This window comes from Pseudomonas sp. GW821-FHT10B02 (assembly GCF_059415665.1).
In genome coordinates, this window is record NZ_JBWKNR010000015.1 from 104,487 (window position 1) to 131,392 (window position 26,906).

26 protein-coding genes and 1 tRNA gene are annotated in these 26,906 nt (G+C 60.7%); 16 read left to right on the forward strand and 11 right to left on the reverse strand.

The features are described from left to right. Window positions 1-7 precede the first annotated feature (7 nt). The 4 genes from flgC to AC07OF_RS21685 all read right to left on the reverse strand — a co-directional run bounded on the left by flgC (window position 8) and on the right by AC07OF_RS21685 (window position 2,843). Window positions 8-451, reverse strand: a complete 444-nt coding sequence (gene flgC, locus AC07OF_RS21670; protein WP_028945514.1) for a flagellar basal body rod protein FlgC — start codon at window positions 449-451, stop codon at window positions 8-10. A 3-nt stretch (window positions 452-454) separates the two neighbouring features. After that, on the reverse strand, window positions 455-862 hold the full coding sequence (gene flgB, locus AC07OF_RS21675) for a flagellar basal body rod protein FlgB (protein WP_495073428.1): 408 nt from the start codon (window positions 860-862) through the stop codon (window positions 455-457). Between the two features lie 172 nt (window positions 863-1,034). Next, window positions 1,035-1,862: a protein-glutamate O-methyltransferase CheR gene (gene cheR, locus AC07OF_RS21680; RefSeq protein WP_107025153.1), complete on the reverse strand. Its 828-nt coding sequence runs from the start codon at window positions 1,860-1,862 to the stop codon at window positions 1,035-1,037. 51 nt (window positions 1,863-1,913) lie between these two features. Next, window positions 1,914-2,843, reverse strand: a complete 930-nt coding sequence (locus tag AC07OF_RS21685; RefSeq protein WP_038613417.1) for a chemotaxis protein CheV — start codon at window positions 2,841-2,843, stop codon at window positions 1,914-1,916. A gap of 71 nt (window positions 2,844-2,914) precedes the next feature. Here AC07OF_RS21685 and flgA point away from each other — a divergent pair, with 71 nt between their 5' ends. The 4 genes from flgA to AC07OF_RS21705 all read left to right on the forward strand — a co-directional run bounded on the left by flgA (window position 2,915) and on the right by AC07OF_RS21705 (window position 5,487). After that, window positions 2,915-3,667, forward strand: coding sequence for a flagellar basal body P-ring formation chaperone FlgA (flgA, locus tag AC07OF_RS21690; protein WP_495073429.1), 753 nt, complete (start codon window positions 2,915-2,917; stop codon window positions 3,665-3,667). Window positions 3,668-3,835: 168 nt separating this feature from the next. Then, a complete protein-coding gene (flgM, locus tag AC07OF_RS21695; protein WP_157193527.1) occupies window positions 3,836-4,150 on the forward strand; it encodes a flagellar biosynthesis anti-sigma factor FlgM in 315 nt (104 codons plus the stop codon). 45 nt (window positions 4,151-4,195) lie between these two features. Then, on the forward strand, window positions 4,196-4,663 hold the full coding sequence (locus AC07OF_RS21700; RefSeq protein ID WP_038613423.1) for a flagella synthesis protein FlgN: 468 nt from the start codon (window positions 4,196-4,198) through the stop codon (window positions 4,661-4,663). Between the two features lie 80 nt (window positions 4,664-4,743). Further along, window positions 4,744-5,487: a flagellar brake protein gene (locus AC07OF_RS21705; RefSeq protein ID WP_038613425.1), complete on the forward strand. Its 744-nt coding sequence runs from the start codon at window positions 4,744-4,746 to the stop codon at window positions 5,485-5,487. A gap of 70 nt (window positions 5,488-5,557) precedes the next feature. Here the strand turns inward: AC07OF_RS21705 and AC07OF_RS21710 are convergent, their stop codons facing one another. The 3 genes from AC07OF_RS21710 to bkdR form a co-directional block, all read right to left on the reverse strand. Continuing rightward, complete coding sequence (locus tag AC07OF_RS21710; RefSeq protein WP_476445832.1) at window positions 5,558-6,889, reverse strand: MFS transporter; 1,332 nt, start codon at window positions 6,887-6,889, stop codon at window positions 5,558-5,560. A 93-nt stretch (window positions 6,890-6,982) separates the two neighbouring features. Further along, window positions 6,983-8,224: a glutamine synthetase family protein gene (locus tag AC07OF_RS21715; RefSeq protein ID WP_476447497.1), complete on the reverse strand. Its 1,242-nt coding sequence runs from the start codon at window positions 8,222-8,224 to the stop codon at window positions 6,983-6,985. A 228-nt stretch (window positions 8,225-8,452) separates the two neighbouring features. Beyond that, window positions 8,453-8,938, reverse strand: a complete 486-nt coding sequence (gene bkdR / locus AC07OF_RS21720; RefSeq protein WP_038613431.1) for a Bkd operon transcriptional regulator BkdR — start codon at window positions 8,936-8,938, stop codon at window positions 8,453-8,455. Window positions 8,939-9,140: 202 nt separating this feature from the next. Here bkdR and AC07OF_RS21725 point away from each other — a divergent pair, with 202 nt between their 5' ends. The 7 genes from AC07OF_RS21725 (at window position 9,141) to AC07OF_RS21755 (ending at window position 20,130) form a co-directional block, all read left to right on the forward strand. Continuing rightward, window positions 9,141-10,373, forward strand: a complete 1,233-nt coding sequence (locus tag AC07OF_RS21725) for a 3-methyl-2-oxobutanoate dehydrogenase (2-methylpropanoyl-transferring) subunit alpha (protein WP_038613433.1) — start codon at window positions 9,141-9,143, stop codon at window positions 10,371-10,373. A gap of 1 nt (window position 10,374) precedes the next feature. Further along, window positions 10,375-11,433, forward strand: a complete 1,059-nt coding sequence (locus AC07OF_RS21730; protein ID WP_191833297.1) for an alpha-ketoacid dehydrogenase subunit beta — start codon at window positions 10,375-10,377, stop codon at window positions 11,431-11,433. Next, entirely contained in the window at window positions 11,434-12,717 is a 1,284-nt protein-coding gene (locus AC07OF_RS21735; protein ID WP_495073430.1) for a dihydrolipoamide acetyltransferase family protein, read from the forward strand. 2 nt (window positions 12,718-12,719) lie between these two features. Beyond that, window positions 12,720-14,105 (forward strand): dihydrolipoyl dehydrogenase, encoded by a 1,386-nt coding sequence (lpdA, locus tag AC07OF_RS21740; RefSeq protein ID WP_495073431.1) that lies wholly within the window; start codon window positions 12,720-12,722, stop codon window positions 14,103-14,105. 230 nt (window positions 14,106-14,335) lie between these two features. Beyond that, complete coding sequence (locus tag AC07OF_RS21745) at window positions 14,336-15,478, forward strand: efflux RND transporter periplasmic adaptor subunit (RefSeq protein ID WP_157193533.1); 1,143 nt, start codon at window positions 14,336-14,338, stop codon at window positions 15,476-15,478. Window positions 15,479-15,484: 6 nt separating this feature from the next. Then, window positions 15,485-18,565: an efflux RND transporter permease subunit gene (locus AC07OF_RS21750; RefSeq protein ID WP_157193534.1), complete on the forward strand. Its 3,081-nt coding sequence runs from the start codon at window positions 15,485-15,487 to the stop codon at window positions 18,563-18,565. 38 nt (window positions 18,566-18,603) lie between these two features. Then, window positions 18,604-20,130, forward strand: a complete 1,527-nt coding sequence (locus AC07OF_RS21755; protein ID WP_157193535.1) for an efflux transporter outer membrane subunit — start codon at window positions 18,604-18,606, stop codon at window positions 20,128-20,130. Between the two features lie 39 nt (window positions 20,131-20,169). On the opposite strand, the gene AC07OF_RS21760 is transcribed toward AC07OF_RS21755, so the two are convergent. Further along, window positions 20,170-21,075, reverse strand: coding sequence for a LysR substrate-binding domain-containing protein (locus AC07OF_RS21760; protein ID WP_157193536.1), 906 nt, complete (start codon window positions 21,073-21,075; stop codon window positions 20,170-20,172). 132 nt (window positions 21,076-21,207) lie between these two features. Between AC07OF_RS21760 and AC07OF_RS21765 the strand changes: the two genes are divergently transcribed. The 3 genes from AC07OF_RS21765 (at window position 21,208) to AC07OF_RS21775 (ending at window position 23,534) form a co-directional block, all read left to right on the forward strand. Continuing rightward, on the forward strand, window positions 21,208-21,843 hold the full coding sequence (locus tag AC07OF_RS21765; protein WP_495073432.1) for a glutathione S-transferase family protein: 636 nt from the start codon (window positions 21,208-21,210) through the stop codon (window positions 21,841-21,843). Window positions 21,844-21,867: 24 nt separating this feature from the next. Continuing rightward, entirely contained in the window at window positions 21,868-22,914 is a 1,047-nt protein-coding gene (locus tag AC07OF_RS21770; protein WP_476445839.1) for an LLM class oxidoreductase, read from the forward strand. Window positions 22,915-22,994: 80 nt separating this feature from the next. Beyond that, the gene (locus tag AC07OF_RS21775) at window positions 22,995-23,534 is read left to right on the forward strand and encodes a methylated-DNA--[protein]-cysteine S-methyltransferase (protein WP_157193539.1); all 540 of its coding nucleotides are present in this window, start codon (window positions 22,995-22,997) and stop codon (window positions 23,532-23,534) included. Between the two features lie 78 nt (window positions 23,535-23,612). Here AC07OF_RS21775 and AC07OF_RS21780 read toward each other — a convergent pair whose 3' ends face one another. Further along, entirely contained in the window at window positions 23,613-24,626 is a 1,014-nt protein-coding gene (locus AC07OF_RS21780) for a diguanylate cyclase domain-containing protein (RefSeq protein WP_495073433.1), read from the reverse strand. Window positions 24,627-24,863: 237 nt separating this feature from the next. Here AC07OF_RS21780 and AC07OF_RS21785 point away from each other — a divergent pair, with 237 nt between their 5' ends. After that, the gene (locus tag AC07OF_RS21785) at window positions 24,864-25,445 is read left to right on the forward strand and encodes a hypothetical protein (RefSeq protein ID WP_157193541.1); all 582 of its coding nucleotides are present in this window, start codon (window positions 24,864-24,866) and stop codon (window positions 25,443-25,445) included. A 71-nt stretch (window positions 25,446-25,516) separates the two neighbouring features. Here AC07OF_RS21785 and AC07OF_RS21790 read toward each other — a convergent pair. Further along, a tRNA-Arg gene (locus tag AC07OF_RS21790) sits at window positions 25,517-25,593 on the reverse strand. A gap of 301 nt (window positions 25,594-25,894) precedes the next feature. Between AC07OF_RS21790 and AC07OF_RS21795 the strand changes: the two genes are divergently transcribed. Beyond that, entirely contained in the window at window positions 25,895-26,110 is a 216-nt protein-coding gene (locus tag AC07OF_RS21795) for a hypothetical protein (protein WP_157193542.1), read from the forward strand. 3 nt (window positions 26,111-26,113) lie between these two features. On the opposite strand, the gene phnN is transcribed toward AC07OF_RS21795, so the two are convergent. Then, window positions 26,114-26,710, reverse strand: a complete 597-nt coding sequence (phnN, locus tag AC07OF_RS21800) for a phosphonate metabolism protein/1,5-bisphosphokinase (PRPP-forming) PhnN (protein ID WP_495073437.1) — start codon at window positions 26,708-26,710, stop codon at window positions 26,114-26,116. Window positions 26,711-26,906 lie beyond the last annotated feature (196 nt).

Sequence of the window (26,906 nt, forward strand, 5' to 3'; positions counted from 1 at the left end):
TCCTTTATCACTGACCCAGGGTCAGGACCTTCTGCATCATGGTCTTGGCCGTGTTCATCAGCTCGGCGTTGGTCTGGAACGAGCGGCTGGCAGAGATCATGTCGGCCATCTCCTCGACCACGTTGACGTTCGGGTAGTAGACATAACCGTCTTTGTTCGCCGCCGGATGGTTCGGCTCGTAGCGCGCCTCAAGGTTGCTTTGATCCTCCACCACACCGAGCACCTGAACACCTTGACCGGCCTCGCCCTGATCCTGGAACAGCGACTGGCTGACACCGCCCTGGGCTTGCTGGAAGGTGGTGGCGAACACCGGGTGACGGGCACGGTAGGTCTGATCGATACTCGACGAAACCGTCTCGGCGTTGGCAATGTTCGAAGCGACGGTGTTCAGACGCGTGGTCTGCGCACTCATGCCGCTACCGGCAATGTTGAAGACACTGGCGAGGGACATGACTTACTCTCCGCGCAGGGCCGATACCAGCCCTTTGAATTTACTGTTGAGCAGCGTGAAGCTGGCCTGGAAACCTACGGCGTTTTCCGCGTAGCTCGACTGCTCGAGCTGGGCATCGACGGTGTTCTGGTCGATCGACGGCTGCATCGGCGTGCGGTACTGCAGGGTTTCATCACCCATGCTCAGGCCTTCAGCCTCGATGTGCCGGGTGTTGGTACGATCCAGGGCAAAATGACCCTTGCTGGTCTTCTCGGCCTGGGCCGCCAGGACTGAGGCGAAGTCCATGTCACGCGCCTTGTAGTTCGGCGTGTCGGCGTTGGCGATGTTGTTGGCCAGCACCTCGGCGCGCTGGGCGCGAAAGCCCAATGCCTTTTCGTGGATGCCGAGCGCTTTGTCGAAGCTGATGCTCATGTCGGGGAAACCTTCGAAGGTTTTTCGTTGACTGAGCTAGAGCAAGAGCCATGCCAAAAAACAAAACCCCGTAAATACGGGGCTTTGAGTGATTTGCCGCTGGCGGCAATGCCAGAAAAGCGGCAAAGGATTTCCGCTGAGCGCCAGCAAAGCGGCAATTTTCGGAAGCGGTTTACTTGGCCTGGTAGATGATCCCCGGGCTGCACTGCACCATCTGGTAATGATCCGGCAAGCCATTGAGCGCTTCGGACGCCCCGAGGAACAGGTAACCACCCGGCTTGAGCGTGCTGTGGATACGCAACAGGATGTCTTTCTTGACCTGGGCCGAGAAGTAGATCAGCACGTTGCGGCAGAACACGATGTCGAACTTGCCCAGGCTTGCGTAACTGTCGAGCAAGTTGAACGAGCGAAATTCCACACGACTGCGAATCGGCGCCTTGATCGCCCAGCGCCCGGGCGCCTTGACATCGAAGTAGCGCTGCAGACGCTCCTGGGACAAGCCACGGGCAATCGCCAGGCTGTCGTACTCACCGCTCTTGCAGTTATTGAGCATGGCGCCGGACAGGTCGGTAGCAACAATCTGCGCACCCATCTTCAGCTGGCCGATGTTGCTGCGCTCGAACTCATCGATCGCCATCGAGATCGAGTACGGCTCCTGCCCCGAGGAACAGGCGGCCGACCAGATACGCAGGCGCTGCCCGGGATTGGCCTTGATCTGCTCAGGCAATACCTTGTTCTTCAGCACTTCGAAGGGATAGGTGTCACGAAACCACAGGGTTTCGTTGGTGGTCATGGCATCCACCACCTGCTCGCGCAAACCGCTGCGCGGCTGGCTCTGGATACGCTGTACCAGTTCGGTCAGGGACTTGATGCCCTGCTGCTCCATCAGCTTGTTGAGACGGCTGGAGACCAGGTACTGCTTATTTTCGCCCAGCAGGATGCCACAGGCTTTTTCCAGGAAGACCCGGAACTGTTCGAAATCCAAATTACCCGTAGACAAAGATGCCGCCTCTTAAATCGTGTGAACCGCCAGGGGCACAGCCCCCGGCCGTTAGTGCGTGGCCTTGATGCGATCGACGACGCGCTGGGCGAGGTCGTCCGGCTTGAACTTGGCCAGGAAATCATCGGCCCCGACCTTCTTGACCATCGCCTGGTTGAACACTCCGGAAAGCGAAGTATGCAGGATGATGTGCAATTTTTGCATGCGCGGGTCGCTGCGGATTTCGGCCGTCAGGGTGTAGCCGTCCATCTCTGGCATCTCGATATCGGAGATCATCATCAGGAATTCTTCCTCCGGACGCTTGCCCTCATCCACCAGCTTGCGCAGGTACTCGAGTGCCTGGCGGCCATCATTGAGCGCCACCACTTCCACCCCGACCGTCTGCAGGCAACGACTGACCTGCTTGCGCGCCACCGACGAATCGTCGACCGTCAGCACCCGCAACAGCACCGCCTTGTCCTGCACCTCGGCATCGACCACCCCGGCAGAAATCGACTCGGACGTCGGCGCAACTTCGGCGAGGATCTTCTCCACGTCGATGATCTCGACCATCTTGTTGTCGACCCGGGTCACCGCCGTCAGGTAGTGATCACGCCCGGTGCCCTTGGGTGGCGGATGGATCTCCTCCCAGTTCATGTTGACGATGCGCTCCACCGAGTGCACCAGAAAGCCCTGAGTCTTGGTGTTGTACTCGGTGATGATCACAAAACTCTTGCTGACATCTTCACTCAGACCGGGCATACCGGTCGCCATCGCCAGATCGAGGATCGGGATGGTTGCCCCACGAATATTCGCGACACCGCGCACTACCGGGTTGGACTTGGGCATCACGGTCAGGGGTGGACATTGCAGCACCTCCCGCACCTTGAACACGTTGATCCCGTAGAGCTGCTCGCCATTGAGACGAAACAACAACAGCTCCAGGCGATTCTGCCCCACCAATTGCGTGCGCTGGTTCACTGAATCCATTACACCAGCCATGCAAGACTCCTTCACCAAACGCTTCGAACTTCGTACCCAGTCTCGGCACGCGCTTTGCTTTTTTTAATCGTATGAACACGAAAACGACATTTTTCCGACGCCGGACCGGCCGCCTGACCAGCTATCTTGCTGCGCTGTGCCTGCTGATTCCCGGCACCCGACTTCTGGCTGACGCTTTCACCTTGCCTGAACAACTTATCGGCGTCACCCAGGGGTTTCTTGAATTCACTGTTGAAGACTACCTGGCCAACAGCCAGACCCAAGGCCGCTACGAAATCCAGGTCAACACCCTCGACCCGCGCCTGCGCATGCCGCAGTGCGACCGGCAACTGGACGCCAATCTGGAAAGCCCGGCACAGCCGCTGGGCCGCGTGACCGTAAAGGTGCGCTGCAACGGCAGTTCACCTTGGACGGTGTTCGTGCCCGCCCAGGTACGTCTGTTTCGCAATGTTGTCACCGTGGTACGCCCGCTCAAACGCGAGAGCATTGTCGGCGAGCAGGACGTCAGCCTGCGCGAACGTGATGTCGGCGCGCTGAACCAGGGGTTTCTGAGCGATCTGGAACAAGCGATCGGGCTCAAGGTTATCCGACCGACGGTCATGGATCAGGTGCTGACCCCCCAACACCTGGAACAGGCCGAAGTGGTCCGCAAGGGTGATCAGGTGGTCATCACCGCCCGCAGCGGCACGCTCAGTGTACGCATGCCAGGCGAAGCCCTGAGCAAAGGCGGTCTGAGCGAACAGATCCGGGTGCGCAATCTCAATTCCAAACGGGTGGTCAAGGCCAGGGTAACCGGGCCCGGCCAGGTCGAAGTGTCCATGTAAACGGGAGAACCACGAAGAACTCTGGCGATAAGGAACCGCTTTTCCTAAACTGTGTCCCATTGGGTGCCCGGATCCTGCTGCGCAGTCTGCACTGCAATTGCGCCTAAAGTTTCTTTCGGGTTGGCCGAAAACAAGGCAAGCGTCCCTATACCCAGAGGTTTTCTGATCATGGTCATCGACTTCAGTCGTTTGAATAACTCTCCGTCGGTTGCCGGCGTGCGTACTGGCAACAGCCAGGAAAGCACTGCCAGCAACAGCGCAGCCAAGGCCGACTCCGTCGCCCAGGGCAGCACCAGCGGGGAAGCCGTACACCTCAGCCACGAGGCCCAGCAGTTGCAAAAGGTCAGCGACAAGCTGCGCGACCAGCCGATTGTCAACAGCGCCCGAGTGGCGGAGTTGAAGCAGGCGATCGCCGACGGCAGCTACCAGGTCGACAGCAACCGCGTCGCCAGCAAACTGCTTAATTTCGAAGCTCAGCGCTAGCCCCTGGCGCGCTGACTTCAGGACGCTTGAACCAAAGAGCCAGCCATGCACGACACTACCTTGCTGCAATTGATCGAAGATGATTTTGCTCCAGCGCAACAATTGCTTGAATTGCTGCAGACCGAGTCGATCGCCCTGCACGGCCGTGACATGCCGCTGCTGGAAGACATTCTGGCGCGCAAGCAATCGCTGGTAATCCTTCTCGATCAGCAAGGTCGGCGGCGCAGTGAACTGCTTGCCAGCCTTGGTCTGAGCCAGGACCGCGAAGGTGTCGCACAACTGGCCAGCCAGTCATCGCTGGGCGAGTTGCTGCTGCAACAGCTGGATGTACTGGGCAAACTGCTTGCCGACTGCCAGGCCGTCAACGAGCGCAATGGCCGCTCGATCCAGCTCCAGCAAAGCACCACAGCCAATCAGATCAGAATCCTCATGGGCGGCGAATCACCGTCGCTGTATGACGCTCGGGGGTCGACCTCGCCCCTTGCCAAGCCGCGGGCGCTTAGCCAGGCTTGATTCCCTGTATCAAGGCACGGAACATACTGGCAAAATGCCGTTACTTGCGTGTGTCGTTTTTGCCTGGAGATTGATTACCCGTGTTCAATGAAGCAGAAGCTCCGCAGCCACCAAAGGTGCTCACCACTCCTTTGGAAATCGCCGCCAACTTGCGGTCGCTGCAAGAGAGCCATGACCCGCTGATCATCACCTTCCACGAACGCAGCCAGCGCTTCCAGAGCTATGTGGTCGAGGTCGACCGCGAAAGCAATCGCCTGGCGCTTGATGAAATGGTCCCGCGCGACGGTGAGCGCTACCTGGAGAACGGCGAGCCGTTCCGGGTCGAGGGCTTTCATGATGGTGTGCGTATCGCCTGGGAGTGCAATACCCCGCTGAGCATCAGCGAAGTTGACGGCCATCGCTGCTACCGCGGCGCATTGCCGACCGCAGTGGCCTACCACCAGCGCCGCAATGCCTTCCGTGCCGCACTGAAACTGTCGCAACTGGTCGACGTCAAGCTCGATGGCGACAAGCTCAAGGGCAATGGTGAATTGCGCGGCAAGTTGCTGGACATCTCCGCTACCGGCTGCAAGCTGCGCTTTGAAGGCAATGTCGAAGAGCGCCTGCAACTGGGCCAGGTCTACGAGAAATTCGCCTCCGGCGCACCGCTGGGTTTGTCCCAGGTCGAGGTGGAACTGCGTCATCTGCATTTCGAAGAGCGCGTCAACACCACCTTTGCGGGTGTGCGCTTTCACAACCTGAACGGGCAAATGCAGCGCAAGATCGAAACTTTTGTCTATCAGCTGCAGCGTGAAGCGCGACGGTTCGATAAAGACGATTACTGAGTTTCACAGCATCGCGGGGCAAGCCCGCTCCCACAGAGCCGGTGGGAGCGGGCTTGCCCCGCGATGACGTTCACACCGACGCCGGCTTCTCCCCCACCTCACCAGCATCACCCTCTTCTTCCACTTCAGTATCCTCAGCCGCCACCGGCGCCTGCATCTGATCCTGCACGCTCTGCTCATCAACCCGCGGATCGAGTGCGGCCGACAAAGGCGAACCCGCCGCCGGCATGGCCACGTGATTGAGCGGCGCATCGTCGACCTGGTGCAGCCCGGTGACTGCCTTCGGCCGAATCCGCCAGACCAGCACCAGGGCAAAGAACACAAAGAAGGCATACAGCATCTGGTGGCCGAGCATCTTCATCAGCACCCCTGCTGCCAGCGGCCCGATACTGGCGCCGACACCGTAGGTCACCAACAGCATGGCAGTCAGCGAAACCCGCCGCTCGCTTTCCACATGGTCGTTGGAAAAGGCCACCGCCAGGGGATACAGACAGAACTGCAGCAACGACACGGCAAAGCCGGCAGCGAACAAGACAACCAGCGGCACCGTCGGCATGATCGCCAGGGGCAACGCGGCAATCGCCAGGCCCACGGCTACGCTGCGGATCAATACCGCGCGATCGTAGCGATCCGACAGCCAGCCCAACGGCCACTGCACCAGCAGGCCGGCAAAGATGCAGCAGCCCATGAACAGACCGATGTACTCGGTGCTCAGCCCTTGCTTGGCTGCATATAACGGTGCCAGACCATAGAAGGAGCCAACGATCAGCCCCGAGCCCAGCACCGTGCTCAAAGACTGCGGTACCCGCTTGATAAAGAAGCGCGGTTCCATCGGCGCCGGGCGCAACGGTGCCGGGTGAATGCGCCGGGTCATCGCCACCGGTACCAGACACAAGGCAAAGCACATGGCCACCAGCATCAACAGTTCCGGCCCCAGTTGCGGATGCGCGACCAGTATCAACTGCCCCAGCACCAGACCCAGGTAGGAGGCAATCATATAGCCGCTGAACACCGCGCCACGCTGTTTGGCATCGGCCTGCTCGTTGAGCCAGCTTTCGATGACCATGTACTGGCACATCATCCCCAGACCGACGATCACCCGCAGCACCACCCAGGCCGGCAACCAACTGACCAGGCCATGCCCGAGCACCGCCGCACCGACGATCCCGGCACAGGTGGCATAGGCACGGATATGGCCAACCCGGGCAATCAGCCGGTGACCGATCTTGCCGCCCAGGGCCAGACCGAAATAGTTGGCCGCCATCAGCGCACCGACCCAGAGGCTGTCGACATGATCGGCAGCCAGGCGCAAGGCCAGGTAAGTACTCAACAAGCCGGAACCAATCAACATCATCAGCGCAGCGAAATACAGCGCGCGAAAAGACTTCCAGATCTGTCGCATCAGCGTCCCGAACGGCCCCTTGAGCAGGTGGAAAAACTGCTTGAAAGCATAAGTGAAAATAACCGTGCTGCAGGCCCGGGGACTAAAAAAACACTAGGCCTGAGCCGCCAGCACGCGACGCTCCCACGGGGTGATTTCATCGAAGAAACTGGTCAGCTCCAGGGTCTTGGTGGCGATGTAGCCTTCAATGAACTCGGTACCGAACAACTCCCGCGCAAGCGCACTGTGCTTCAGACGCTCAAGGGCCGCATGCAAGGTACATGGCAGGCTCAAATGCTCCGGCACCTCGAACTCACCCTGGATCGCCGGCGCAGGTTCCAGTTGCTGCTCGATACCATACAGACCGGCGGCAAGGCTGGCGGCGATGGCCAGATAGGGGTTGCTGTCGGCACCGGGCAGACGGTTCTCAACCCGCCGCGCCACCGGCGAACTGGCCGGAATGCGCAGGCCGGCAGCGCGATTGTCTTCTGACCAGCAGGCATTGTTGGGCGAGGCGTAAGGGTGACACAGACGCTGATAGGAATTGACGTTCGGCGCAAACAACGCAGTGAAGTCCGCCATGCAGGCCTGCAAGCCACCGATGAAATGACGGAAGGTCGCGGTCGGCTTGCCGTCGGCGTCGCTGAACACATTGCGGCCGCCGTTGATCTCTACCAGGCTCTGGTGAATATGCATGGAACTGCCCGGCGTGTGCGCCAAGGGTTTGGCCATGCACACCACGGTCAGGCCATGCTTGAGCGCAACCTCTTTGAGCAAATGCTTGAACAGCAAGGTCTGGTCGGCCAACAACAACGGATCGCCGTGCAGCAGGTTGATCTCGAACTGGCTGACACCCATTTCATGCATGAAGGTGTCGCGCGGCAAGCCCAAGGCCTCCATGCAGCGATAGACCTCGCTGAAGAACGGTCGCAGGCCATTGTTGGAGCTGACGCTGAACGCCGAATGCCCCTCTTCGCGACGACCATCCTTGCCCAGTGGCGGCAGGAACGGCTGGTGCGGGTCGGTGTTGGGCGCGAAGACAAAAAACTCAAGCTCGGTCGCCACCACCGGTGCCAGCCCGCGGGCTGCGTAACGCGCAATCACCGCCTTGAGCAAACCACGCGTGGAAAGGCCTGAGCTTGCACCACTCAGCTCGACCGCATCACAAATCGCCAGAGCACGCGGCTCGTCGCTCCAGGGCAGACGGTGGATCTGCTGATCATCGGCTACCAGGGCCAGGTCGCCATCGTCGCTCCCGTAGAAGCGCGCCGGCGGATAGCCACCCATGATGCACTGCAGCAGCACCCCTCGGGCCATCTGCAAACGCCTGCCTTCGAGAAATCCCGCGGCAGTCATTACTTTGCCGCGCGGCACGCCATTGAGGTCCGGTGTAACGCACTCGATCTCATCAATGCCGCTCAATCGCTCCGCGAGCGCACACTGGCCACTGGTCGTCATGACACTATCCTTATTGTTTTCGCATGCCGTGAAAGGCGATAGCTACAACATAGGCACCAGGCGTTCGGAATTTCAAGCACCCAGAGCGGACATGATCGAAATTTTCTACAGGCCTGATTTCTGCAGTCAGCCCGGCAAGGTCATGCCATTGGCTGGCAGCGGCAAAGCGGTCTTGTAGCGCACCTGCTTCAAGGCAAAGCTGGAGCGGATGTTGGCCACTCCGGGCAAACGCGTGAGGTAATCAAGAAAACGTTCCAGCGCCTGAATGCTCGGCAGCAACACCCGCAACAGGTAATCCGGGTCCCCGGTCATCAGGTAGCACTCCATGACCTCCGGGCGTTCGGCGATTTCTTCTTCAAAGCGATGCAGGGATTGCTCCACCTGCTTTTCGAGGCTGACATGAATGAACACATTGACGTCCAGCCCCAGTACTTCCGGGGCCAGCAAGGTCACTTGCTGGCGTATCACGCCCAGCTCCTCCATGGCCTTGACCCGGTTGAAACAGGGCGTCGGCGACAGGTTGACCGAGCGCGCCAGCTCGGCGTTGGTGATCCGGGCGTTTTCCTGAAGGCTGTTGAGAATACCGATGTCGGTGCGATCCAGTTTACGCATGAGAAAATTTCACCTGTTTTTTGTCTTTATAAAGAATGTTTATCCGCAAGCCCGAACAAAGGCAATGAACTTGAGAGAAATATTCTTCAGGCGCCCGAATATCATGTAGGACAAGACTGACTCCCTGGTCACAAGCCGGGGTTTCAGCAGCGACCGCTTCAAAGCTCAACAAAAACACAAGACAGAGCGAGCGTAAAAAAGCATGAACGAGTACGCCCCCCTGCGTCTGCATGTGCCCGAGCCTACCGGCCGGCCAGGCTGCCAGACTGATTTTTCCTACCTGCGTCTGAACGATGCCGGCAAGGTCCGTAAACCTCCCGTCGATGTAGAAGCCGCCGATACCGCGGATATCGCCTATAGCCTGATCCGCGTACTGGATGACAAAGGCAATGCCCTGGGCCCATGGGCCGAGGACATCGGTCCCGACGTCCTGCGCCAAGGCATGCGCACCATGCTCAAGACCCGGTTGTTCGACAGCCGCATGGTGGTCGCCCAGCGCCAGAAGAAAATGTCCTTCTATATGCAGAGCCTGGGCGAGGAAGCCATCGGCAGCGGTCAGGCCATGGCCCTGAACCGCACGGACATGTGCTTCCCCACCTACCGCCAGCAAAGCATTCTCATGGCCCGCGACGTGTCGCTGGTGGAGATGATCTGCCAGCTGCTGTCCAACGAGCGTGATCCGCTCAAGGGCCGCCAGTTGCCGATCATGTACTCGGTACGTGAAGCCGGTTTCTTCACCATCAGCGGCAACCTCGCGACCCAGTTCGTCCAGGCTGTCGGCTGGGCCATGGCCTCGGCGATCAAAGGCGATACCAAGATCGCCTCGGCCTGGATCGGTGACGGCGCCACCGCCGAATCCGACTTCCACACCGCCCTGACCTTCGCCCACGTATACCGCGCGCCGGTGATCCTCAACGTGGTCAACAACCAGTGGGCGATTTCCACCTTCCAGGCCATTGCCGGGGGTGAATCGACCACCTTCGCCGGTCGTGGCGTCGGTTGCGGCATCGCTTCGCTGCGGGTCGACGGCAACGACTTCATCGCCGTCTACGCCGCCTCGCGCTGGGCCGCCGAACGCGCCCGCCGCGGCTTGGGCCCGAGCCTGATTGAATGGGTCACCTACCGCGCCGGCCCGCACTCGACTTCGGACGATCCGTCCAAGTACCGTCCCGCCGACGACTGGAGCCACTTCCCGCTTGGCGACCCGATCGCCCGCCTCAAGCAGCACCTGATCGCCATCGGCCACTGGTCCGAGGAAGAGCACCAGGCGGTTACCGCCGAACTCGAGGCCGAGATCATCAAGGCGCAGAAAGAAGCCGAGCAGTACGGCACCCTGGCCGGCGGCCAGATGCCAAGCCCAGCGTCCATGTTCGAGGATGTCTACAAGGAGATGCCGGAGCACCTGCGCCGGCAGCGCCAGGAACTGGGGATCTGACATGAACGATCACACCACCACTATTCAGTTGGAAACCGCCATGGCGACTACCACCATGACCATGATCCAGGCCCTGCGCTCGGCCATGGACATCATGCTTGAGCGCGATGACAACGTGGTCGTCTATGGCCAGGACGTTGGCTACTTCGGCGGCGTGTTCCGCTGCACCGAAGGCCTGCAGACCAAGTACGGCAAATCACGGGTCTTCGATGCGCCGATCTCCGAAAGCGGCATCGTCGGTACCGCCGTGGGCATGGGCGCGTACGGCCTGCGCCCGGTGGTCGAGATTCAGTTCGCCGACTACTTCTACCCGGCTTCCGACCAGATCGTCTCCGAGATGGCGCGCCTGCGTTACCGCTCGGCGGGCGAATTCGTCGCCCCGCTGACCCTGCGCATGCCCTGTGGCGGCGGCATCTACGGCGGCCAGACCCACAGCCAGAGCCCCGAGGCGATGTTCACCCAGGTGTGCGGCCTGCGCACGGTGATGCCGTCCAACCCGTATGACGCCAAAGGCCTGCTGATCGCCTCGATCGAAAACGACGACCCGGTGATCTTCCTCGAACCCAAACGCCTGTACAACGGCCCGTTCGACGGCCACCACGACCGCCCGGTAACGCCGTGGTCGAAACACCCGGCCAGCGCCGTGCCGGATGGCTACTACACCGTGCCGCTGGACAAGGCCGCTATCACCCGTCCCGGCAATGACGTCACCGTGCTCACCTACGGCACCACGGTTTACGTGTCGCAAGTGGCCGCCGAGGAAACCGGTGTCGATGCCGAAGTCATCGACCTGCGCAGCCTGTGGCCGCTGGACCTGGAAACCATCGTTGCCTCGGTGAAAAAGACCGGCCGCTGCGTGGTCGTCCACGAAGCCACCCGCACCTGCGGATTCGGCGCCGAGCTGATCTCGCTGGTTCAGGAGCACTGCTTCCATCACCTCGAAGCCCCGATCGAGCGCGTCACCGGTTGGGACACCCCCTACCCGCACGCGCAGGAATGGGCGTATTTCCCCGGCCCTTCACGTGTGGGCGCGGCATTGAAACGGGTCATGGAGGTCTGAATGGGCACGCACGTCATCAAGATGCCGGATATCGGTGAAGGCATCGCACAAGTTGAACTGGTGGAATGGTTCGTCAAAGTCGGCGACACCGTCACCGAAGACCAGGTCGTGGCCGATGTCATGACCGACAAAGCCACCGTGGAAATCCCCTCGCCGGTCAGCGGTAAAGTGCTGGCGCTGGGCGGGCAACCCGGTGAAGTCATGGCGGTGGGCAGCGAGCTGATTCGCATCGAAGTCGAAGGTGCGGGCAACCTCCAGGAAAGCGCCAGCAAACCAGCTGAACCTGTACCTCCAGTGCCTGCTGCGGCACCGGCTGTGGGAGCGGGCTTGCCCCGCGAAGAGGCCAGCAAACCCACTCCACCAGCTCCTTCCGCACACCAGCCCGCCCCGATCGTCCCGCGCGAAGCCAACGAGCGCCCTCTGGCCTCGCCGGCCGTGCGCAAGCGCGCGCTGGATGCCGGTATCGAACTGCGTTACGTACACGGCAGCGGCCCGGCCGGACGCATCCTGCATGAAGACCTGGATGCCTTCCTCACCCAGCCGACCCTGAGCACGCAAAGCGCACCGGGCGGTTACGCCAAGCGCAGCGACAGCGAGCAGATCCCGGTCATCGGCCTGCGCCGCAAAATCGCCCAGCGCATGCAGGACGCCAAGCGCCGTGTCGCGCACTTCAGCTATGTCGAAGAGATCGACGTCACCGCCCTGGAAGAGCTGCGCCTGCACCTGAACAAGCAGTGGGGCGACAGCCGCGGCAAGCTGACCCTGTTGCCGTTCCTGGTGCGCGCCATGGTCGTGGCCTTGCGCGAGTTCCCGCAGATCAACGCCACCTATGACGACGAAGCCCAGGTCATCACCCGCCACGGCGCGGTGCATGTCGGCATCGCCACTCAGGGCGACAACGGCCTGATGGTTCCGGTGCTGCGCCACGCCGAAGCCGGCAGCCTGTGGAGCAACGCTGGTGAAATCGTGCGCCTGGCCAATGCCGCACGCGGTAACAAGGCCAGCCGTGAAGAGCTGAGCGGTTCGACCATTACCCTGACCAGCCTCGGCGCCTTGGGCGGCATTGTTTCCACGCCGGTGGTCAACACCCCGGAAGTGGCCATCGTCGGCGTCAACCGCATGGTCGAACGGCCGATGGTGATCAACGGCCAGATCGTCATTCGCAAGATGATGAACCTGTCCAGCTCGTTCGATCACCGGGTGGTCGACGGGATGGACGCGGCACTCTTCATCCAGGCCATCCGTGGCCTGCTCGAACAACCTGCCAGCCTGTTTGTGGAGTGACCATGCAACAGACTCAAAACACCACTCTGCTGATCATCGGTGGCGGCCCTGGCGGTTATGTCGCGGCCATTCGCGCCGGCCAGCTGGGCATTCCCACGGTTCTGATCGAAGGCCAGGCCCTGGGCGGCACCTGCCTGAACATCGGCTGCATTCCCTCCAAGGCGCTGATCCATGTCGCCGAGCAGTTCCACCAGACCCGACAGCACAGCCAGCAGTCGAACCTGGGCATCAAGGTCTCGGCACCGAGCCTGGACATCGGCCAGAGCGTGGCCTGGAAAGACGCTATCGTTGATCGGTTGACCAGCGGTGTCGCCGCCCTGCTGAAAAAGCACGGGGTCAAGGTGATCCATGGCTGGGCGAAGATCCTCGACGGCAAGAGCGTCGAAGTCGACGGCCAACGCATCCAGTGCGAGCACCTGCTGCTGGCCACCGGCTCCAGCAGCGTCGAATTGCCGATGCTGCCGCTCGGCGGCGCGGTCATCTCTTCCACCGAAGCCCTGGCGCCGAAAGAGCTGCCCAAGCACCTGACCGTGGTCGGCGGTGGCTACATTGGCCTGGAACTGGGTATTGCCTACCGCAAACTCGGCGTCGAGGTCAGTGTGGTCGAAGCCCGCGAGCGGATTCTGCCGACCTATGACAGTGAGCTGACCGCGCCGGTAGCCGAGTCGATCAAAAAGCTCGGCATCAAGCTTTATCTCAAGCACAGCGTCGAAGGCTTTGATGCCGGCAGCCAGCGCCTGCAGGTACGTAACCCGGACGGCGAATTGCTGCAACTGGACAGCGATCAGGTCCTGGTCGCCGTGGGTCGCAAACCGCGTACCCAAGGCTTCAATCTGGAAAGCCTGGCGCTGAAGATGAACGGCGCGGCCATCGCCATCGACGAACGTTGCCAGACCAGCATGCGCAATGTCTGGGCCATCGGCGACCTCAGCGGTGAACCGATGCTCGCCCACCGGGCCATGGCCCAGGGCGAAATGGTCGCCGAGATCATTGCCGGCAAAACCCGGCGCTTCGAACCCACTGCCATTGCCGCAGTGTGCTTCACCGACCCGGAACTGGTGGTGGTCGGCAAGACCCCGGAACACGTCGAACAGGAAGGCCTGGACTGCATCGTTGCGCAGTTCCCGTTCGCCGCCAACGGCCGGGCCATGACCCTGGAATCAAAAAGCGGTTTCGTGCGCGTGGTCGCGCGTCGCGACAATCACCTGATCCTCGGTTGGCAAGCCGTCGGCGTCGGCGTCTCGGAATTGTCCACGGCGTTCGCCCAGTCCCTGGAAATGGGCGCCCGCCTGGAAGATGTGGCCGGCACCATCCATGCCCACCCGACCCTCGGCGAGGCGGTCCAGGAAGCGGCATTGCGGGCACTCGGTCACGCCCTGCACCTGTAACACACTGAAGCGGCTGCGGCCGATTTGACCCGCTGCGCGCAAGTGCAGCGGGTCTTTTTTTGCTTGTTCAACTGACAGTCAGAAGAGCTTCCGCCTCAGCTACAGAGTTTAGAAAATCTATCCTTTACCCTCAGAGATCATCGTTTCTCTTTAAGCAGAAAGCTAAATAGTATCCAGGCCACACATCCTGTTGAGCTTTAGCAAATCTCACCTTTCTGCCGGGGAAAACCATGAACCATGCCTTCTCGAGGCCACTGACACTAGCAGCCCTTGCCCTGCTCTGCGGCATTGGCGGACTTTACTTCTATGACAGCCATCGCAAACAGGCAGCTGGGCAGGCCGCGCTGGCTAGCGGCGAGGCAGATCCGGTTCCTGTGGAAGTCGCCTCGGTGCGCAGTGAGGTGCTGCCGACCACAGTCAAGGCCATCGGTACCGTGGTCGCCGATCATCAAGTGCTGGTCGCCGCTGAAGTGGCCGGGCGCATCACCAAAGTGCATTTCACCAGTGGCCAGATCATCAGTGCCGGCACCCCCCTGGTACAACTGAATGACGGCCCGCTGCGCAGTGAACTGGAACGTCGCCAGGTCGCTTTACGCCTGGCCCAGACTCACCTGGAACGGGCCAAGCGCTTGCGCGGCCAAACCCTGTCCAACGCCGAGTACGAACAGCACGTGGCCGCCTATGACGAAGCCCGCGCGCTAGTCGCCCAATCACAGGAAGACATTTCCCAGCGCCTGGTGCGTGCACCGTTCGCCGGTGAGCTCGGCCTCAGGCGCATCAACCTTGGCCAGTACGTGGAAGCTGGCACGCCGATCGCCACGTTAACCGACAACCGCGTGCTGCACATTGATTTCACCGTCCCCGAGCGCAATCGTGCAGCACTGAAGACTGGCCTGCAGGTACGGGTCAAAGGTGATGGCGACAGCGCCTGGATCATCGCCGGACAAATCACTGCCATCGACCCGCAGGTGGACAAGGAAAATCACGCCATACGCGTACGTGCCACCCTGCGCAAGGATGCCCAAGACGCCTTGTGGCCTGGCAAATTTGCCCACGTCGTACTCGAACTGACGCCTGGGCTTGCCGTTACCACCATTCCTACCGTAGCCCTGGAATCGTCGCTGTCCGGCCAGCGCATCTATGCCCTGCGAGAAAGCCAGGGAGCGTTGCGCGCGCAGCTGGTTTCCGTGCGTACCGGCGCGCAATCGGATGGCCGCACCGAAGTGCTGGGCAACACCTTGAACGAAGGCGATCTGGTGGTCATAGCCGGTCAGATCAACCTGCAGGACGGCGTCCTGGTTGCGCCCCGGCAAACCGAGGCACTCGCCCCCGGGAGCGAAACTGTCGGCTCCTACACCGGTAAAAAGGAATAGACCGCCATGGCTTTCACCGACATTTTCATTCGTCGCCCGGTGCTGACGCTGGCCTTTGCCTTGCTGATCGCCCTGGTTGGCATTCGCGCGCTGATGGACCTGCCCCTGCGCCAGTACCCCAAGATTGAAAGCGCCGTGATCACCGTCACCACCGAGTACCCGGGCGCGCCGGCCGAGCTGATGCAAGGCTTTGTCACCACCACCCTGGCCCAAGCGGTCGCCACCACCCAGGGAGTCGAGTACTTGAGCTCATCCTCGGAACAGGGGCTGAGCACCATCACTGCCTACCTGCGACTGAACGCCAACTCCGATGCGGCCCTTACCGAGGTGCTGGCCAAGGTCAACGAGGTACGCTACCTGCTCCCCGAAGAAGCCTACGACCCGGTGGTGGTACGCCAGCCCCCCGGTGCGATCGGGGTGATCTATGCCGGTTTCAGCCCTGAGCAAGGCGAACCATTGACCGGCATCACCGACTACCTGATGCGCGTCGCCCGCCCCATGCTGACCACCGTCGAAGGCGTGGCGGCCGTCAACGTACTGGGCGGACAGAACCTGTCGATGCGTATCTGGCTCGATCCACTGCGCATGGCAGCGCACGGCATTACTGCTGCTGACGTTGACCGGGCCATCGAAGAAAACAACTACCAGGCAGCACCCGGACAGATCAAAGGCGCCCTGGTGGTTGCCAACGTCCGTATCGACACCAACCTCAACACGGTCGAAGGCTTCAAGCGACTGGTCGTGAAGAAAGGCGAAAGCCTGGTGCGCCTCGAAGATATTGCCACGGTCGAAATCGGCACCCAGAGCCGCGACCAGATCACCGGCATGAACGGAGAAGCAGCGGTGTACCTCGAGGTGATGGCGACGCCGGGCGGCAACCCGCTGACCATTTCACGCCAGGCCAGGCAGGTACTCGACAAACTGAACCTGCCACCGGGGGTGAAAATGGCGATCCCCTACGATGTCACGGTGTTCATCGATGCTGCGATCGACAACGTACTGGTCAAGTTCGTGATTGCCGGCCTGGAAGTGGTGCTGGTGATTTTCCTTTTCCTCGGCTCCATGCGTGCGGTCGCTGTACCGGTGCTGAGCATTCCGCTGTCGCTGCTCGGTGCGGCCGCGATCATGCTCGCCCTCGGCTTCAGCCTCAATCTGTTGACGCTGCTGGCGATGGTCCTGGCCATCGGCCTGGTGGTCGATGATGCGATCGTGGTGGTGGAAAACGTCCATCGACGCATGGAAGAAGGCGAATCATCATTACAGGCCGCCAGGAACGGCGCCCGGGAGATTGCCGGCCCGGTGCTGACCATGGCGGCAACCCTGGTAGCGGTGTATGCGCCGCTGGGACTGATCGGTGGACTGACCGGTGCCTTGTTCAGCGAGTTTGCCTTTACCCTGGCCGCCGCCGTCGCGGTGTCGGCAATCGTCGCCCTCACCGTCTCACCAACAGTGGCTGCCAGGCTGCTCAACCACGGCTCACCCAGCCGCTTTGCACGCGGTGTCGAGTCCGTCACCAAACGTGTGGTCGATGCCTATGACCGCGTGCTGGGCAAGGTACTCAAGGATGTTCGCCTGGCGCTGGTGATTGGCCTGGGGGCCATGGCAAGCCTGCCCGTACTGTTCAATGGCCTGCAGTCGGAGCTGGCTCCGGCCGAGGACCAGGGCGAAATCGTCGTCGACATGAAGGCGCCGCAAGCCAGCAGCCTGGAGTTCCTTGAAGCGCAGGCCAAACGAGTCGAGGCGACCTTGCTGGCGATTTCAGAGACCGGCACGGTGTATATGGTGGCAGGCGTTGGCGCCTCGCTGAACAAGGGCTGGGCCGGGGTCATGCTCAAGCCCTGGAGCGAACGTGAACGCTCGGCCGAAGATATCATGGCCGAACTGCAAGGCAACCTGGCCTCGGTAGAAGGCATTGCCGGATCGGCCTTCCTGCCTGCGCCACTACCGGGATCGGTAGGTGGTTTTCCTGTGCAATTGGTGGTGACGTCTGCCGCCAGGCACGAGGAAGTCTATGAACACATGGAGAAGGTCAAAGCCGCGGCACGTAACAGCGGACTGTTCGCCTTCGTCGACTCCGACCTGACCTTTACCAACCCCACCGTGCTGGTGCGTGTCGACCGCTCCAAGGCTCACGACCTGGGCCTGAACATGAAGGAAATCGGCGATACCTTTGCCCGTCTGGTGGGCGAGTCCTACGTCAACCGCTTCGGCGCCCAGGGCCGCTCCTACGATGTCATCCCACAAGCGCCGCGAGACCAGCGCCTGACCGCAGAGCTTCTCGAAAGCTACTACATCCGCACAGCCAGCGGCGGACAGGTGCCGCTCTCGACAGTGATCAGCCTGGAGCGCGGGGTCGAGGCCAACGCCCTGACCCAGTTCAATCAACTCAACAGTTCGACCCTGGTGGCGATTCCGGCACCCAACGTCACCCTCGGCCAGGCCGTGGCCTTCCTGCAGCAAGAGGTCGCACAGTTGCCGGCAGACTACCAGCATGACTTCCTCGGTGAATCACGCCAGTACCTGCAAGAACAGGGTGGCTTTGCAATCACCTTCGCCTTTGCCCTGGCCTTCATTTTCCTGGTGCTGGCAGCGCAGTTTGAAAGCGTTCGCGACCCATTGCTGATCCTGACCACCGTCCCGCTGGCGGCCTGCGGAGCGCTGACGGCGATGTTCTTCGGTTTTGCAACACTGAACATCTACACCCAGATCGGCCTGGTAACACTCATAGGCCTGATCGCCAAGCACGGGATCCTGATCGTCGAGTTCGCCAACGCCGCACAGCGCAGCCTGAACCTGGACAGGGTCGAGGCCGTACGTGCCGCTGCCCGCACCCGTATCCGCCCGATCCTGATGACCACTGCGGCGATGATTGGTGGGCTGCTGCCACTGCTGTTCGCCAGCGGCGCCGGTGCTGGCAGCCAGAGCTCGATCGCGGTGGTGCTGGTGGCGGGCCTGATGGTCGGCACCTTGTTCACCCTGTTCGTCCTGCCTGCGGTATACGCCCGCTTTGGCCGGCAATTGGCAGCCACAGCCACACAACCACAGGCGCACGAACAACCGCTGCAGGCTGCCCCTGATCATCTCTGACCCATGCCTTCAGGACCGCTCAGCGAAAAGGATATCCAATGACAATCATCGAAAAAATTTCCACTCCCACCGGCGCTCGATTATCGCTGACCCTGGGCCTGCCCTTGGCCCTGGCAATACTCAGCGGCTGTTCGCTCACCCCCGACTACTCACGCCCGGACGACGCCGGGAACTGGGTGTACAAAGAAGCGCCGGCACTCCCACAGCATCAGGCTGGTTCCTGGAAGCAGGCGCAACCGGCTGAAGAGCAGCTGCGCGGCCAGTGGTGGCGAGTGTTTGGCGACCCGCGCCTCGACCAGCTTGAACAACAGGCCGCACTGGCCAACCCCGGACTGCAAGCCGCCGCTGCGCGGCTCAAGCAAGCGCGCGCCTTGCAGCGCGATGCCCGGGCAGAAAAAATGCCACGCGTCGATGCCGCCTTCGGCCCGTCGCGCCAGCGCGAGTCCCCGGCCTCTCAGGACCTGCCCGACGGTGGCCCGGCCAACACCTTCACACTGTGGCGCGCAGAGCTGGGTATCAGCTATGAAGTAGACCTGGCCGGAAGGATCGACGCGCAAGTTGAAGCGGCCACGGCCGAACTGGAGAAAAGCGGCGCACTGTATCGCACAGTGCTGCTGGCTTTGCAGGCCGATGTCGCGGAAAACTACTTCCTGATTCGTGAACTGGACACACAGCTGTATGTCTATCGACGCACCCTGGAATTGCGCAATGACACCTACCGCCTGATCAAGCACCGTCACGACAATGGCGATGCCGGCGAGCTCGATCTGGTCCGCGCGCACAGCGAACTTGAGGCCGCACGCTCCGAAGCGCTGGGTGTCGAGCGCAATCGCGCCTCGGCAGAACACGCCCTGGCCATCCTGCTCGGACTTGCTCCGGCAACGTTCAGCCTCGAACCCCAGTTGCTCGCAGCGAAAGACATCGAAATCCCTCCTGGCCTGCCCTCTTTCCTGCTCGAACGCCGGCCAGACATCGCCGCCGCAGAACGTGCCATGGCGGCTGCCAACGCGCGCATCGGCATCGCTAAAGCAGCGTTCTTCCCGAAGCTGGAACTCACGGCCTCCGGTGGTTTCGAATCTAGTGAACTGGGTAATCTGTTCGAGTGGTCCAGCCGCACCTTTCTGCTCGGTCCACTGGTAGGTGCCGCGATGACACTGCCCTTGTTCGATGGTGGTCGTCGCCAGGCCGGCGTCGACTACTCACGCGCAGCCTATGAGGAGGATGTGGCGCGCTACCGGGAAGTGGTGCTCAAGGCGTTCGCGGAAGTCGAAGACAATCTTGCGCTCTTGCGCATCATGGCCGAACAGAGCCGCGCGCAGCAGATCGCCTTGTCAGCGTCGGAGCGGGCAGCACAGCTTTCCCACCTGCAATATCGCGAAGGCTCGCATACACAGCTCGACACCATTGATGCCGACCGCACCCTGCTCGCCCAGCAACTGGCAAGTGCCCGCCTCAACGGCGACAAGGCGCGCTCAACCGTGCGCTTGGTCCGGGCGCTGGGTGGCGGCTGGGAAGATGCGCTGCAAAAGCAGCACGCCATTGTCAGCAACATCCGCAGCGAATGATCAAGCGCCGCCCTGGCTATCAGCAGGGGCGGCGTTTTCTTACAACGCAGGAAGCGTTGCCATACTGTTGGCCTCGGCAACGACCCAGTCGATAAACGCCTGCACCTCGGGACGTTGCGTGGCATCCGGACGCGTGACCACGTAATAGGCAAAACGTGACGGCCAGGGCTTGTCCAGCGCCACAACCAGTTTGCCGGAGTCGATATCTTCCTGGACATGAGTGTCCTGGACCAAGGCAATACCCTGCCCTGCTGCGGCTGCACGCAACAACAACAGATCCTCTTCAAAACTCATCCCGCGCCGCGCCTCGTCTCCCACTTGCACGCCATGGGCTTGCAACCAGAGCACCCAGTCGGCGCGATCACCGTCTTGCAGCAGTGGGTAATTAAGACAGTCGATCGGCTCACGAATCAGCGGCCCCTGGGCGAGCAATTCCGGACATGCCACCGGCAGCAACACCGGCGCCATCAGCCGGATCGACTCCAATCCCGGATAACTACCCAACCCGTGACGCAGCGCCACATCAATCCTGTCGCGCTTGAAGTCGACCATCTTCGCCGAAGCTTCCACACGCACCTCGATCTCCGGGTGCAATTCACTGAAGCGCCCGATGCGTGGCACCAGCCAGGCCGAAGCGAACGAAGGCACCGTGCTGATGGTTAGGGTTTTTTCAACCGCCAGGGATTCTAGGGTTGAAAGCGATTTCTCGATCTGATCAAAGCCGCGCAACAAGCCAGGGTGCACACGTGCGCCCGCTTCGGTGAGATAGACCCCATGACGCCCGCGCACAAACAGCGCAACCCCGATGCGCTCTTCCAACAGACGAATCTGCTGACTGACCGCCCCCGGCGTGACCCCCAGGCTTTCAGCTGCCGCCTTCAGGCTTCCCAGGCGCCCCGTTTCAGTAAAGGCACGCAGTGCGAGCAAGGGTAAAACGGCGCCCATGTATCCATCCTCAGTTTAGATAATCTAACGCCACGGAGGAGAATTCATCGTTTCTCAATCAGGCGGCTGCTGACTAGGATAGCAACTGAGGAACTGACTAGAAAGCAGCTAATCCAAGGCAGGCAGTGGACAATGAAAACCCCGGATTTGACCCTTTATACAGATAGTTCACCTAATGGATTCAAGATCACCATTGCCCTTGAAGAGCTAGGCTTACCGTACGTGCTCAGGCACGTGCATATCGATCAAGGGGAACATCGCCAACCTGATTTTCTTCAACTCAATCCCCACGGTCGCATTCCCGTGCTGGCTGACGAAGATAGCGGCGTCACGCTGTTCGAGTCTGCAGCCATCCTGTTGTACCTGGCGGAAAAAACCGGCCGCCTGCTACCCGGCAATCCGGTCATGCGTTGGTCGGCGATCAAATGGTTGATGTTTCACGCCTCGAGCATGGGCCCGATCCTCGGCCAGCGCGTGCATTACGAGCTGTTCGACAGCAAACCAAACCAGGCGGTGATCGAACGCTATCGGGGCCTCACCGAAGACACCTTCGCCACGCTCGATAACCAGCTCAAAGACAACTACTGGCTGGCCGGTTCGGAGTACAGCATCGCCGACATTGCCACCTTCGGCTGGATGCACATTGCTCACATCATCGATTTCGATTTCAAGGATTTCAGCCACCTGAGCGCCTGGTTTGAACGTGTCAGCCAGCGCCCCGCAGTGCAGCGCGGTATCAGCCTGCCGCAACCAGCGACCGGCCCCTGACCCTTACCACAGAAGAGAATCGGCATGAACGCGACCGTGATACGCACCGACCGCGCAACCACCCGAGGCGCCAGCGCGCCAGCATTTGCCAGGCACCCTGGCTACAACCGGATGTTCGCGGCAGATCAGCTGACGCTGGGCATCTTTCTGCCATTGCGCTTCTACGAAGGCGACATGAGCGTCCTGGTCGGGCAGGCCGACCTTGTCAGCGAGATTGACCGGCACGGGTTCGCTGCCGTCTGGGTCAGGGATGTGCCGTTGTTCGATCCGTACTTCGGCGATGCCGGTCAAGTCTTCGACCCCTTCACCTACCTGGCCTACCTGGCTGCCAGGACCAAACGAATCAGCCTGGCCACCGGCAGTGCGATTTTCTCCCTGCGTCACCCGATCGACCTGGCCAAAGCGGCTTCGACTATCGACCAGCTGTCCGGCGGGCGCCTGGTCATGGGGATTGCATCGGGTGACCGGCCTGTCGAGTTTCCAGCTTATGGCCTGGAGCACAGCGAACGTGGCGAACACTTCGCCGAAGCGGTGAGCTACTTCCGGCAGTTACTGCAAAAGGAAGAGACAACCATCGTCTCTACACTCGGCCACCTGAGTGGGGCGCTGCTTCTACCCAAACCTGCCACAGGCAACATTCCCTTGCTGGTCACCGGCTCCTCACGCCAATCCATGCAATGGCTGGGTGAACAGGCCGATGGCTGGCTGACCTATCCGCAATCAACGCAAAACATCGAGGGCCCGAGGCAACTTGCGCAGAAAATCAGCGCCTGGCGCGGCCACATTCCAGACCAGGGTTTTCGCCCCCACGCGACCAACGAATGGATCGACCTGGACGAGAATCCGAACTTTCCCCGTACCTCGCAGCGCGGAGGTTATGTACTTAAAACCGGGCGCAACGGCCTGATCGAGCTGCTCAGCGAATGGCGCGAGGCCGGCGTCAACCATGCGGCGATCGGTATCCACCTGGCACAACGTCCTGCGCACGAAATCATTCAGGAACTGGGTGAAGAGGTGCTGCCATTGTTCCCTTCCCACGAAGGACCAAAGCCTCTTCCACAGCACTGGTAAACAACTTGCGCGCAACTGCCGGAGTGCCCTTGCAACGCCGGCAGCCTGCAATCCCTTCACCCATCACAAGGACCACTCGGATGCACCTTGCCAGGACGACCTTCTACCGAGGTCACTTCGACAGCCAATTGGGACGGATAAACCTTCTGGTCGATAGCAACGGTGCACTGTTGCGACTGGACTTCGCCTTACCAGGAGCACTTCGCACACGCGCTGAATATGCCAGTGCCATTTTCCAGGAGGACGCAGTCAGCCACATCAGTCAGCAATTGAGCGAGTATTTCACCGGCAGCAGAACCGATTTCGATATAGAACTGGCACCGACCGGCAGCAGCTTTTTACATGAGGCCTGGGCGCTGCTCAGGGCGGTGCCCTACGGCACCACCACTACTTATGGCGCACTTGCCAAGACCATGGGCAAACCCGGATTTGCGCGCGCCATCGGCATGGCCAACGCGGTGAACCCGATCTCGATCATCGTCCCCTGCCATCGGGTCATCGCCGCCAGCGGCGCCCTGACCGGTTATAGCGGCGGCCTGGATAAAAAGCGCGGCCTGCTTGTGCTGGAAGCCGAGCACTCGGGCAACGACCTGGCGTGCGCACCCAACAGGCAAACCTGAAGGCAAGCGCGTCAGCGCCTGCCATTTACTGACAGCTAACACTTTTTCTACCCACCGTGCGCATCGCGGTGGGCTTTTTTATTCACACACCCGATCCTTGCCCGTGGTCTTGGCCCGATACAACGCTGAATCGGCTCGTGCCATCAACTGCGCCTGATCCTCGCCGTCCAGGCGCTGTACCACGCCATAGCTCATGGTCAATTGGCACTCGCCTATCGGCGGCGCCTGCTCCAGCGCCTGGCGAATGGTCATTGCCAGCCTGCGCGCATCGTCAAGTGACGCGCCGGCCAGCACCACGGCAAACTCGTCGCCCCCCCAACGCGCCAGCAGCTGCGACTCATGCAGACAACTTCTGATTCGCTCCACCAGGTCGACCAGGGCGCTGTCACCCCGCGCGTGACCGTAGCGATCATTGATCGGCTTGAAGTCGTCCAGATCCATAACGATCAGCGACAGTGGCTGACGAAAACGCCGGGCACGTTCACATTCTTGCTGCAGGACTTTTTCCAGGCGATAGCGGTTGGCGACCAGGGTCAGGGCATCACGTTCAGCCAGGTCGCGATTCTCGTCCAGTTGACGCTGCAACTGCTGATTGACCCACGACAGCTCACGCGTACGCTCGGCGACCAGCGCCTCGAGTGAATGATTCTGCTGCTCCAGTTGCTGCAACAAACGCTTGCTGGCGTCGATGTTGCGATGGGCGCCAAGCATCCGCGCCACCGAGCCATCCGGGTTGCGCGCAATGACATGGCCGCTGTCTTCAATCCACAGGTAGCTGCCATCCGAACATTTGCAGCGGTATTGCACTCGATACTGTTCAGCGCGCTGGGTGATGTAGGCCTCAAAATGCTCCATCACCCGCGGGTAGTCGTCGGGATGGATGACGCTCTCCCAGGTGAACACCGAGTTGTCCAGTGAGTGGCTGGCATAGCCAAGCATCTTGTACCAGCCCGGATTGCGGTAGACGTATCCGGTGTTGGCATTCCAATCCCAGATACCGTCACTGATCAGATCCAGCAGGGTTTGCAGTTGAGCGCGTTCAAACGTTACAGAGGGAACCCCCGGTCCTGCCGATTCAGGTGCTTGACTCATGGACTTTCTCCCTTGTCCGGACGTCGTCGTCCCAGTCTTGCCTAATCACTGCCTAGCTTATCTGTTTGCCGTCGACGGCAAGGAATTTCCCCTTCAAGGCAAACATGCTCCGAGGCTGCGCCGACCGCACCGCTGTGCACCCCTAATATAGTAGAGCCTAACGGTATGTTGACCAGCTGGCACAGGATTTGCCCTTGATGGAGCGTGTACCTGTATTCATTCAAGGAGATCGATCTGGTGAACATCGTCAATGGAGTCGGCTGGCAACAGCAGGTAATCAATCCTCTACGCGGCACTTCCGAGGCAACCGCTGAGTTGCAGGCCCAGTTTCGCGCCCCGGTTGCCACCAGCGGCGCGGCCGCACAACAGCAAAATCGCGGCAATACTGCGCAGCAGAACGCCGACGATGCCCGCGAAGAAGCCTTCGCCAAGCTCAAGGTACAGTTGCAAAACCCGGATGTTGCCCGACGCGAACAGGCCAGTGTCGCCGCCGCTGATGCCCCGACCACGAGTGCCGCCCAGGAGTTTCGCGACTACATGGCCCTCTCGCCTGCCGAGAAGATCAAACTCAAGCTGCTCAACGACCTGGGCATCACTGAGGAAGAGTTCGACGCCCTGCCCCCAGAGCAGCGGGAGATAATCGGGCGGAAAATTGCCGAGCTGCTGAACAAGGAAACCGAACTGCAATCACTGGCCACGCTCAATGCGCATATTCAGGGGCCTGAATTGTCGGCGAACCTGGTGGCGCAGCTGACGACGACGGACTCCGCACAGACCAGTACCGCCGACGAAACGCAGGAAAAAGATCCCCATCTTTGAGCGGAAATCGGAAAGCGATTAGCCAGCCAGTTGAAAGGCCCGTCGGTGAGGCGGGCCAGCCTTGAATTGTATGGTGTCCCAGGGCAGGTTCGAACTGCCAACCTTCCCCTTAGGAGGGGGATGCTCTATCCAATTGAGCTACTGAGACACAGGGTCGGCAACGAGCGTTGCACGACGGAGGACGGCGTGCATGTTAACCAGCATACCGGCATTTGTCATGTCATCCGTGGGGCTTTTTGCCTGTAGCTTTTAGCCTACTGGCGATGAGGATCGTGCATTTTGCAACAAGGCAGTGAGCCATTATTGCAGAATGCACGGAAAACTCGCACAAAAATCAATACAAGTGATTGATTTCAAAGGATTAAAAACCAAAAAAAGACTGGCATGCGGCGTGCAATTCGATAACAAAGTGCCCGGCAACCGCCCTTCACCGCTGTGGAGTATGCCTGATGAACCGCACACTGCTTTTGCTCAACGCCCTGGCATTGGCTGTACTGCTGGCCTTGATTCTGCAACCGCAAGGCGCGGTGGCAACCTCCCCGGCCGGAACAGCACCGGCAATGGCTCCACAGCTGACAGAATTCGACACCGCCACAGAGACGCTGCCGGCCTCGATCCAGCCGCCCAGGCTACAACCCACAGCCGAACAGCGGCTGATCTTCTGAACCTCAACGGCCAGCAAGCAGACCCTGTTGACGCAGAAACTCGAGCAATCGTTCCACGGTGTCATCGAGTCGGGCGGAGTTATCCAGCACGTACACATCCTCACCAGGCAGCTGCAGTTGCTGGCTGCGCGCCAGGCGACGCTCGATATCCTCCAGGCTTTCCCGGCCACGGGCGAGCAGGCGCTGGCGCAATACCTGCGGCTCGACAGTCAGCAGCACCGCCAGAAGATCAGGATATCGTTGTCGCGCCTCGGCCAGATGCGCGCGCGAGCCATTGACCAGCACGCTCCGCCCCTGCTGCAACCAACGGTCGATCTGCACCGGGATGCCGTAGTCCAGACCATTGGCCCGCCAGCTCAGGGCAAAGTCGCCTTCGGCACGCATGTGTGCAAAACGCTCGGGCGAAACACCGACGGCATCCTCACCCTTGGCCTCAGCCGAACGGGTGATCACCCGCCGAGCGACTGCCACGTGGTGAGCGGCCAATGCTTCGCGGGCAGCATCGATCAATGAGTCCTTGCCGGAGCCAGAAGGCCCCATCAAATAAACCAGGCGCCCAGGGAGTGCTGTACGGGGTTCGGCGCTTGCGTCATGCTGCATAGCCACTATGCTCATCGGTAAGGAAGCCTGCGCATTCTAGACGCTTTCAACGGCCTTTTTCGCCTGTTACTCACAGGTAATAACAACGGTACTGACGAACCGCTAAATGAAAAAATGAAAACTTTTCAAACCAGTCCTCATTTCTGATAATTGGTACTGGCAAAACGCCTCCACCCGGTTCAATATTTGTCACAGA

What these genes read in the sequence shown, in the direction of transcription:
- flgC (WP_028945514.1), bottom strand. Translation starts at nt 451, where the DNA reads ATGTCCCTCGCCAGTGTCTTCAACATTGCCGGTAGCGGCATGAGTGCG.
- flgB (WP_495073428.1), bottom strand. Translation starts at nt 862, where the DNA reads ATGAGCATCAGCTTCGACAAAGCGCTCGGCATCCACGAAAAGGCATTG.
- AC07OF_RS21685 (WP_038613417.1), bottom strand. Translation starts at nt 2,843, where the DNA reads ATGGCTGGTGTAATGGATTCAGTGAACCAGCGCACGCAATTGGTGGGG.
- flgA (WP_495073429.1), top strand. Translation starts at nt 2,915, where the DNA reads ATGAACACGAAAACGACATTTTTCCGACGCCGGACCGGCCGCCTGACC.
- flgM (WP_157193527.1), top strand. Translation starts at nt 3,836, where the DNA reads ATGGTCATCGACTTCAGTCGTTTGAATAACTCTCCGTCGGTTGCCGGC.
- AC07OF_RS21700 (WP_038613423.1), top strand. Translation starts at nt 4,196, where the DNA reads ATGCACGACACTACCTTGCTGCAATTGATCGAAGATGATTTTGCTCCA.
- AC07OF_RS21710 (WP_476445832.1), bottom strand. Translation starts at nt 6,889, where the DNA reads ATGCGACAGATCTGGAAGTCTTTTCGCGCGCTGTATTTCGCTGCGCTG.
- AC07OF_RS21715 (WP_476447497.1), bottom strand. Translation starts at nt 8,224, where the DNA reads ATGACTGCCGCGGGATTTCTCGAAGGCAGGCGTTTGCAGATGGCCCGA.
- bkdR (WP_038613431.1), bottom strand. Translation starts at nt 8,938, where the DNA reads ATGCGTAAACTGGATCGCACCGACATCGGTATTCTCAACAGCCTTCAG.
- AC07OF_RS21725 (WP_038613433.1), top strand. Translation starts at nt 9,141, where the DNA reads ATGAACGAGTACGCCCCCCTGCGTCTGCATGTGCCCGAGCCTACCGGC.
- AC07OF_RS21730 (WP_191833297.1), top strand. Translation starts at nt 10,375, where the DNA reads ATGAACGATCACACCACCACTATTCAGTTGGAAACCGCCATGGCGACT.
- AC07OF_RS21735 (WP_495073430.1), top strand. Translation starts at nt 11,434, where the DNA reads ATGGGCACGCACGTCATCAAGATGCCGGATATCGGTGAAGGCATCGCA.
- lpdA (WP_495073431.1), top strand. Translation starts at nt 12,720, where the DNA reads ATGCAACAGACTCAAAACACCACTCTGCTGATCATCGGTGGCGGCCCT.
- AC07OF_RS21745 (WP_157193533.1), top strand. Translation starts at nt 14,336, where the DNA reads ATGAACCATGCCTTCTCGAGGCCACTGACACTAGCAGCCCTTGCCCTG.
- AC07OF_RS21750 (WP_157193534.1), top strand. Translation starts at nt 15,485, where the DNA reads ATGGCTTTCACCGACATTTTCATTCGTCGCCCGGTGCTGACGCTGGCC.
- AC07OF_RS21755 (WP_157193535.1), top strand. Translation starts at nt 18,604, where the DNA reads ATGACAATCATCGAAAAAATTTCCACTCCCACCGGCGCTCGATTATCG.
- AC07OF_RS21760 (WP_157193536.1), bottom strand. Translation starts at nt 21,075, where the DNA reads ATGGGCGCCGTTTTACCCTTGCTCGCACTGCGTGCCTTTACTGAAACG.
- AC07OF_RS21765 (WP_495073432.1), top strand. Translation starts at nt 21,208, where the DNA reads ATGAAAACCCCGGATTTGACCCTTTATACAGATAGTTCACCTAATGGA.
- AC07OF_RS21770 (WP_476445839.1), top strand. Translation starts at nt 21,868, where the DNA reads ATGAACGCGACCGTGATACGCACCGACCGCGCAACCACCCGAGGCGCC.
- AC07OF_RS21775 (WP_157193539.1), top strand. Translation starts at nt 22,995, where the DNA reads ATGCACCTTGCCAGGACGACCTTCTACCGAGGTCACTTCGACAGCCAA.
- AC07OF_RS21780 (WP_495073433.1), bottom strand. Translation starts at nt 24,626, where the DNA reads ATGAGTCAAGCACCTGAATCGGCAGGACCGGGGGTTCCCTCTGTAACG.
- AC07OF_RS21795 (WP_157193542.1), top strand. Translation starts at nt 25,895, where the DNA reads ATGAACCGCACACTGCTTTTGCTCAACGCCCTGGCATTGGCTGTACTG.
- phnN (WP_495073437.1), bottom strand. Translation starts at nt 26,710, where the DNA reads ATGCAGCATGACGCAAGCGCCGAACCCCGTACAGCACTCCCTGGGCGC.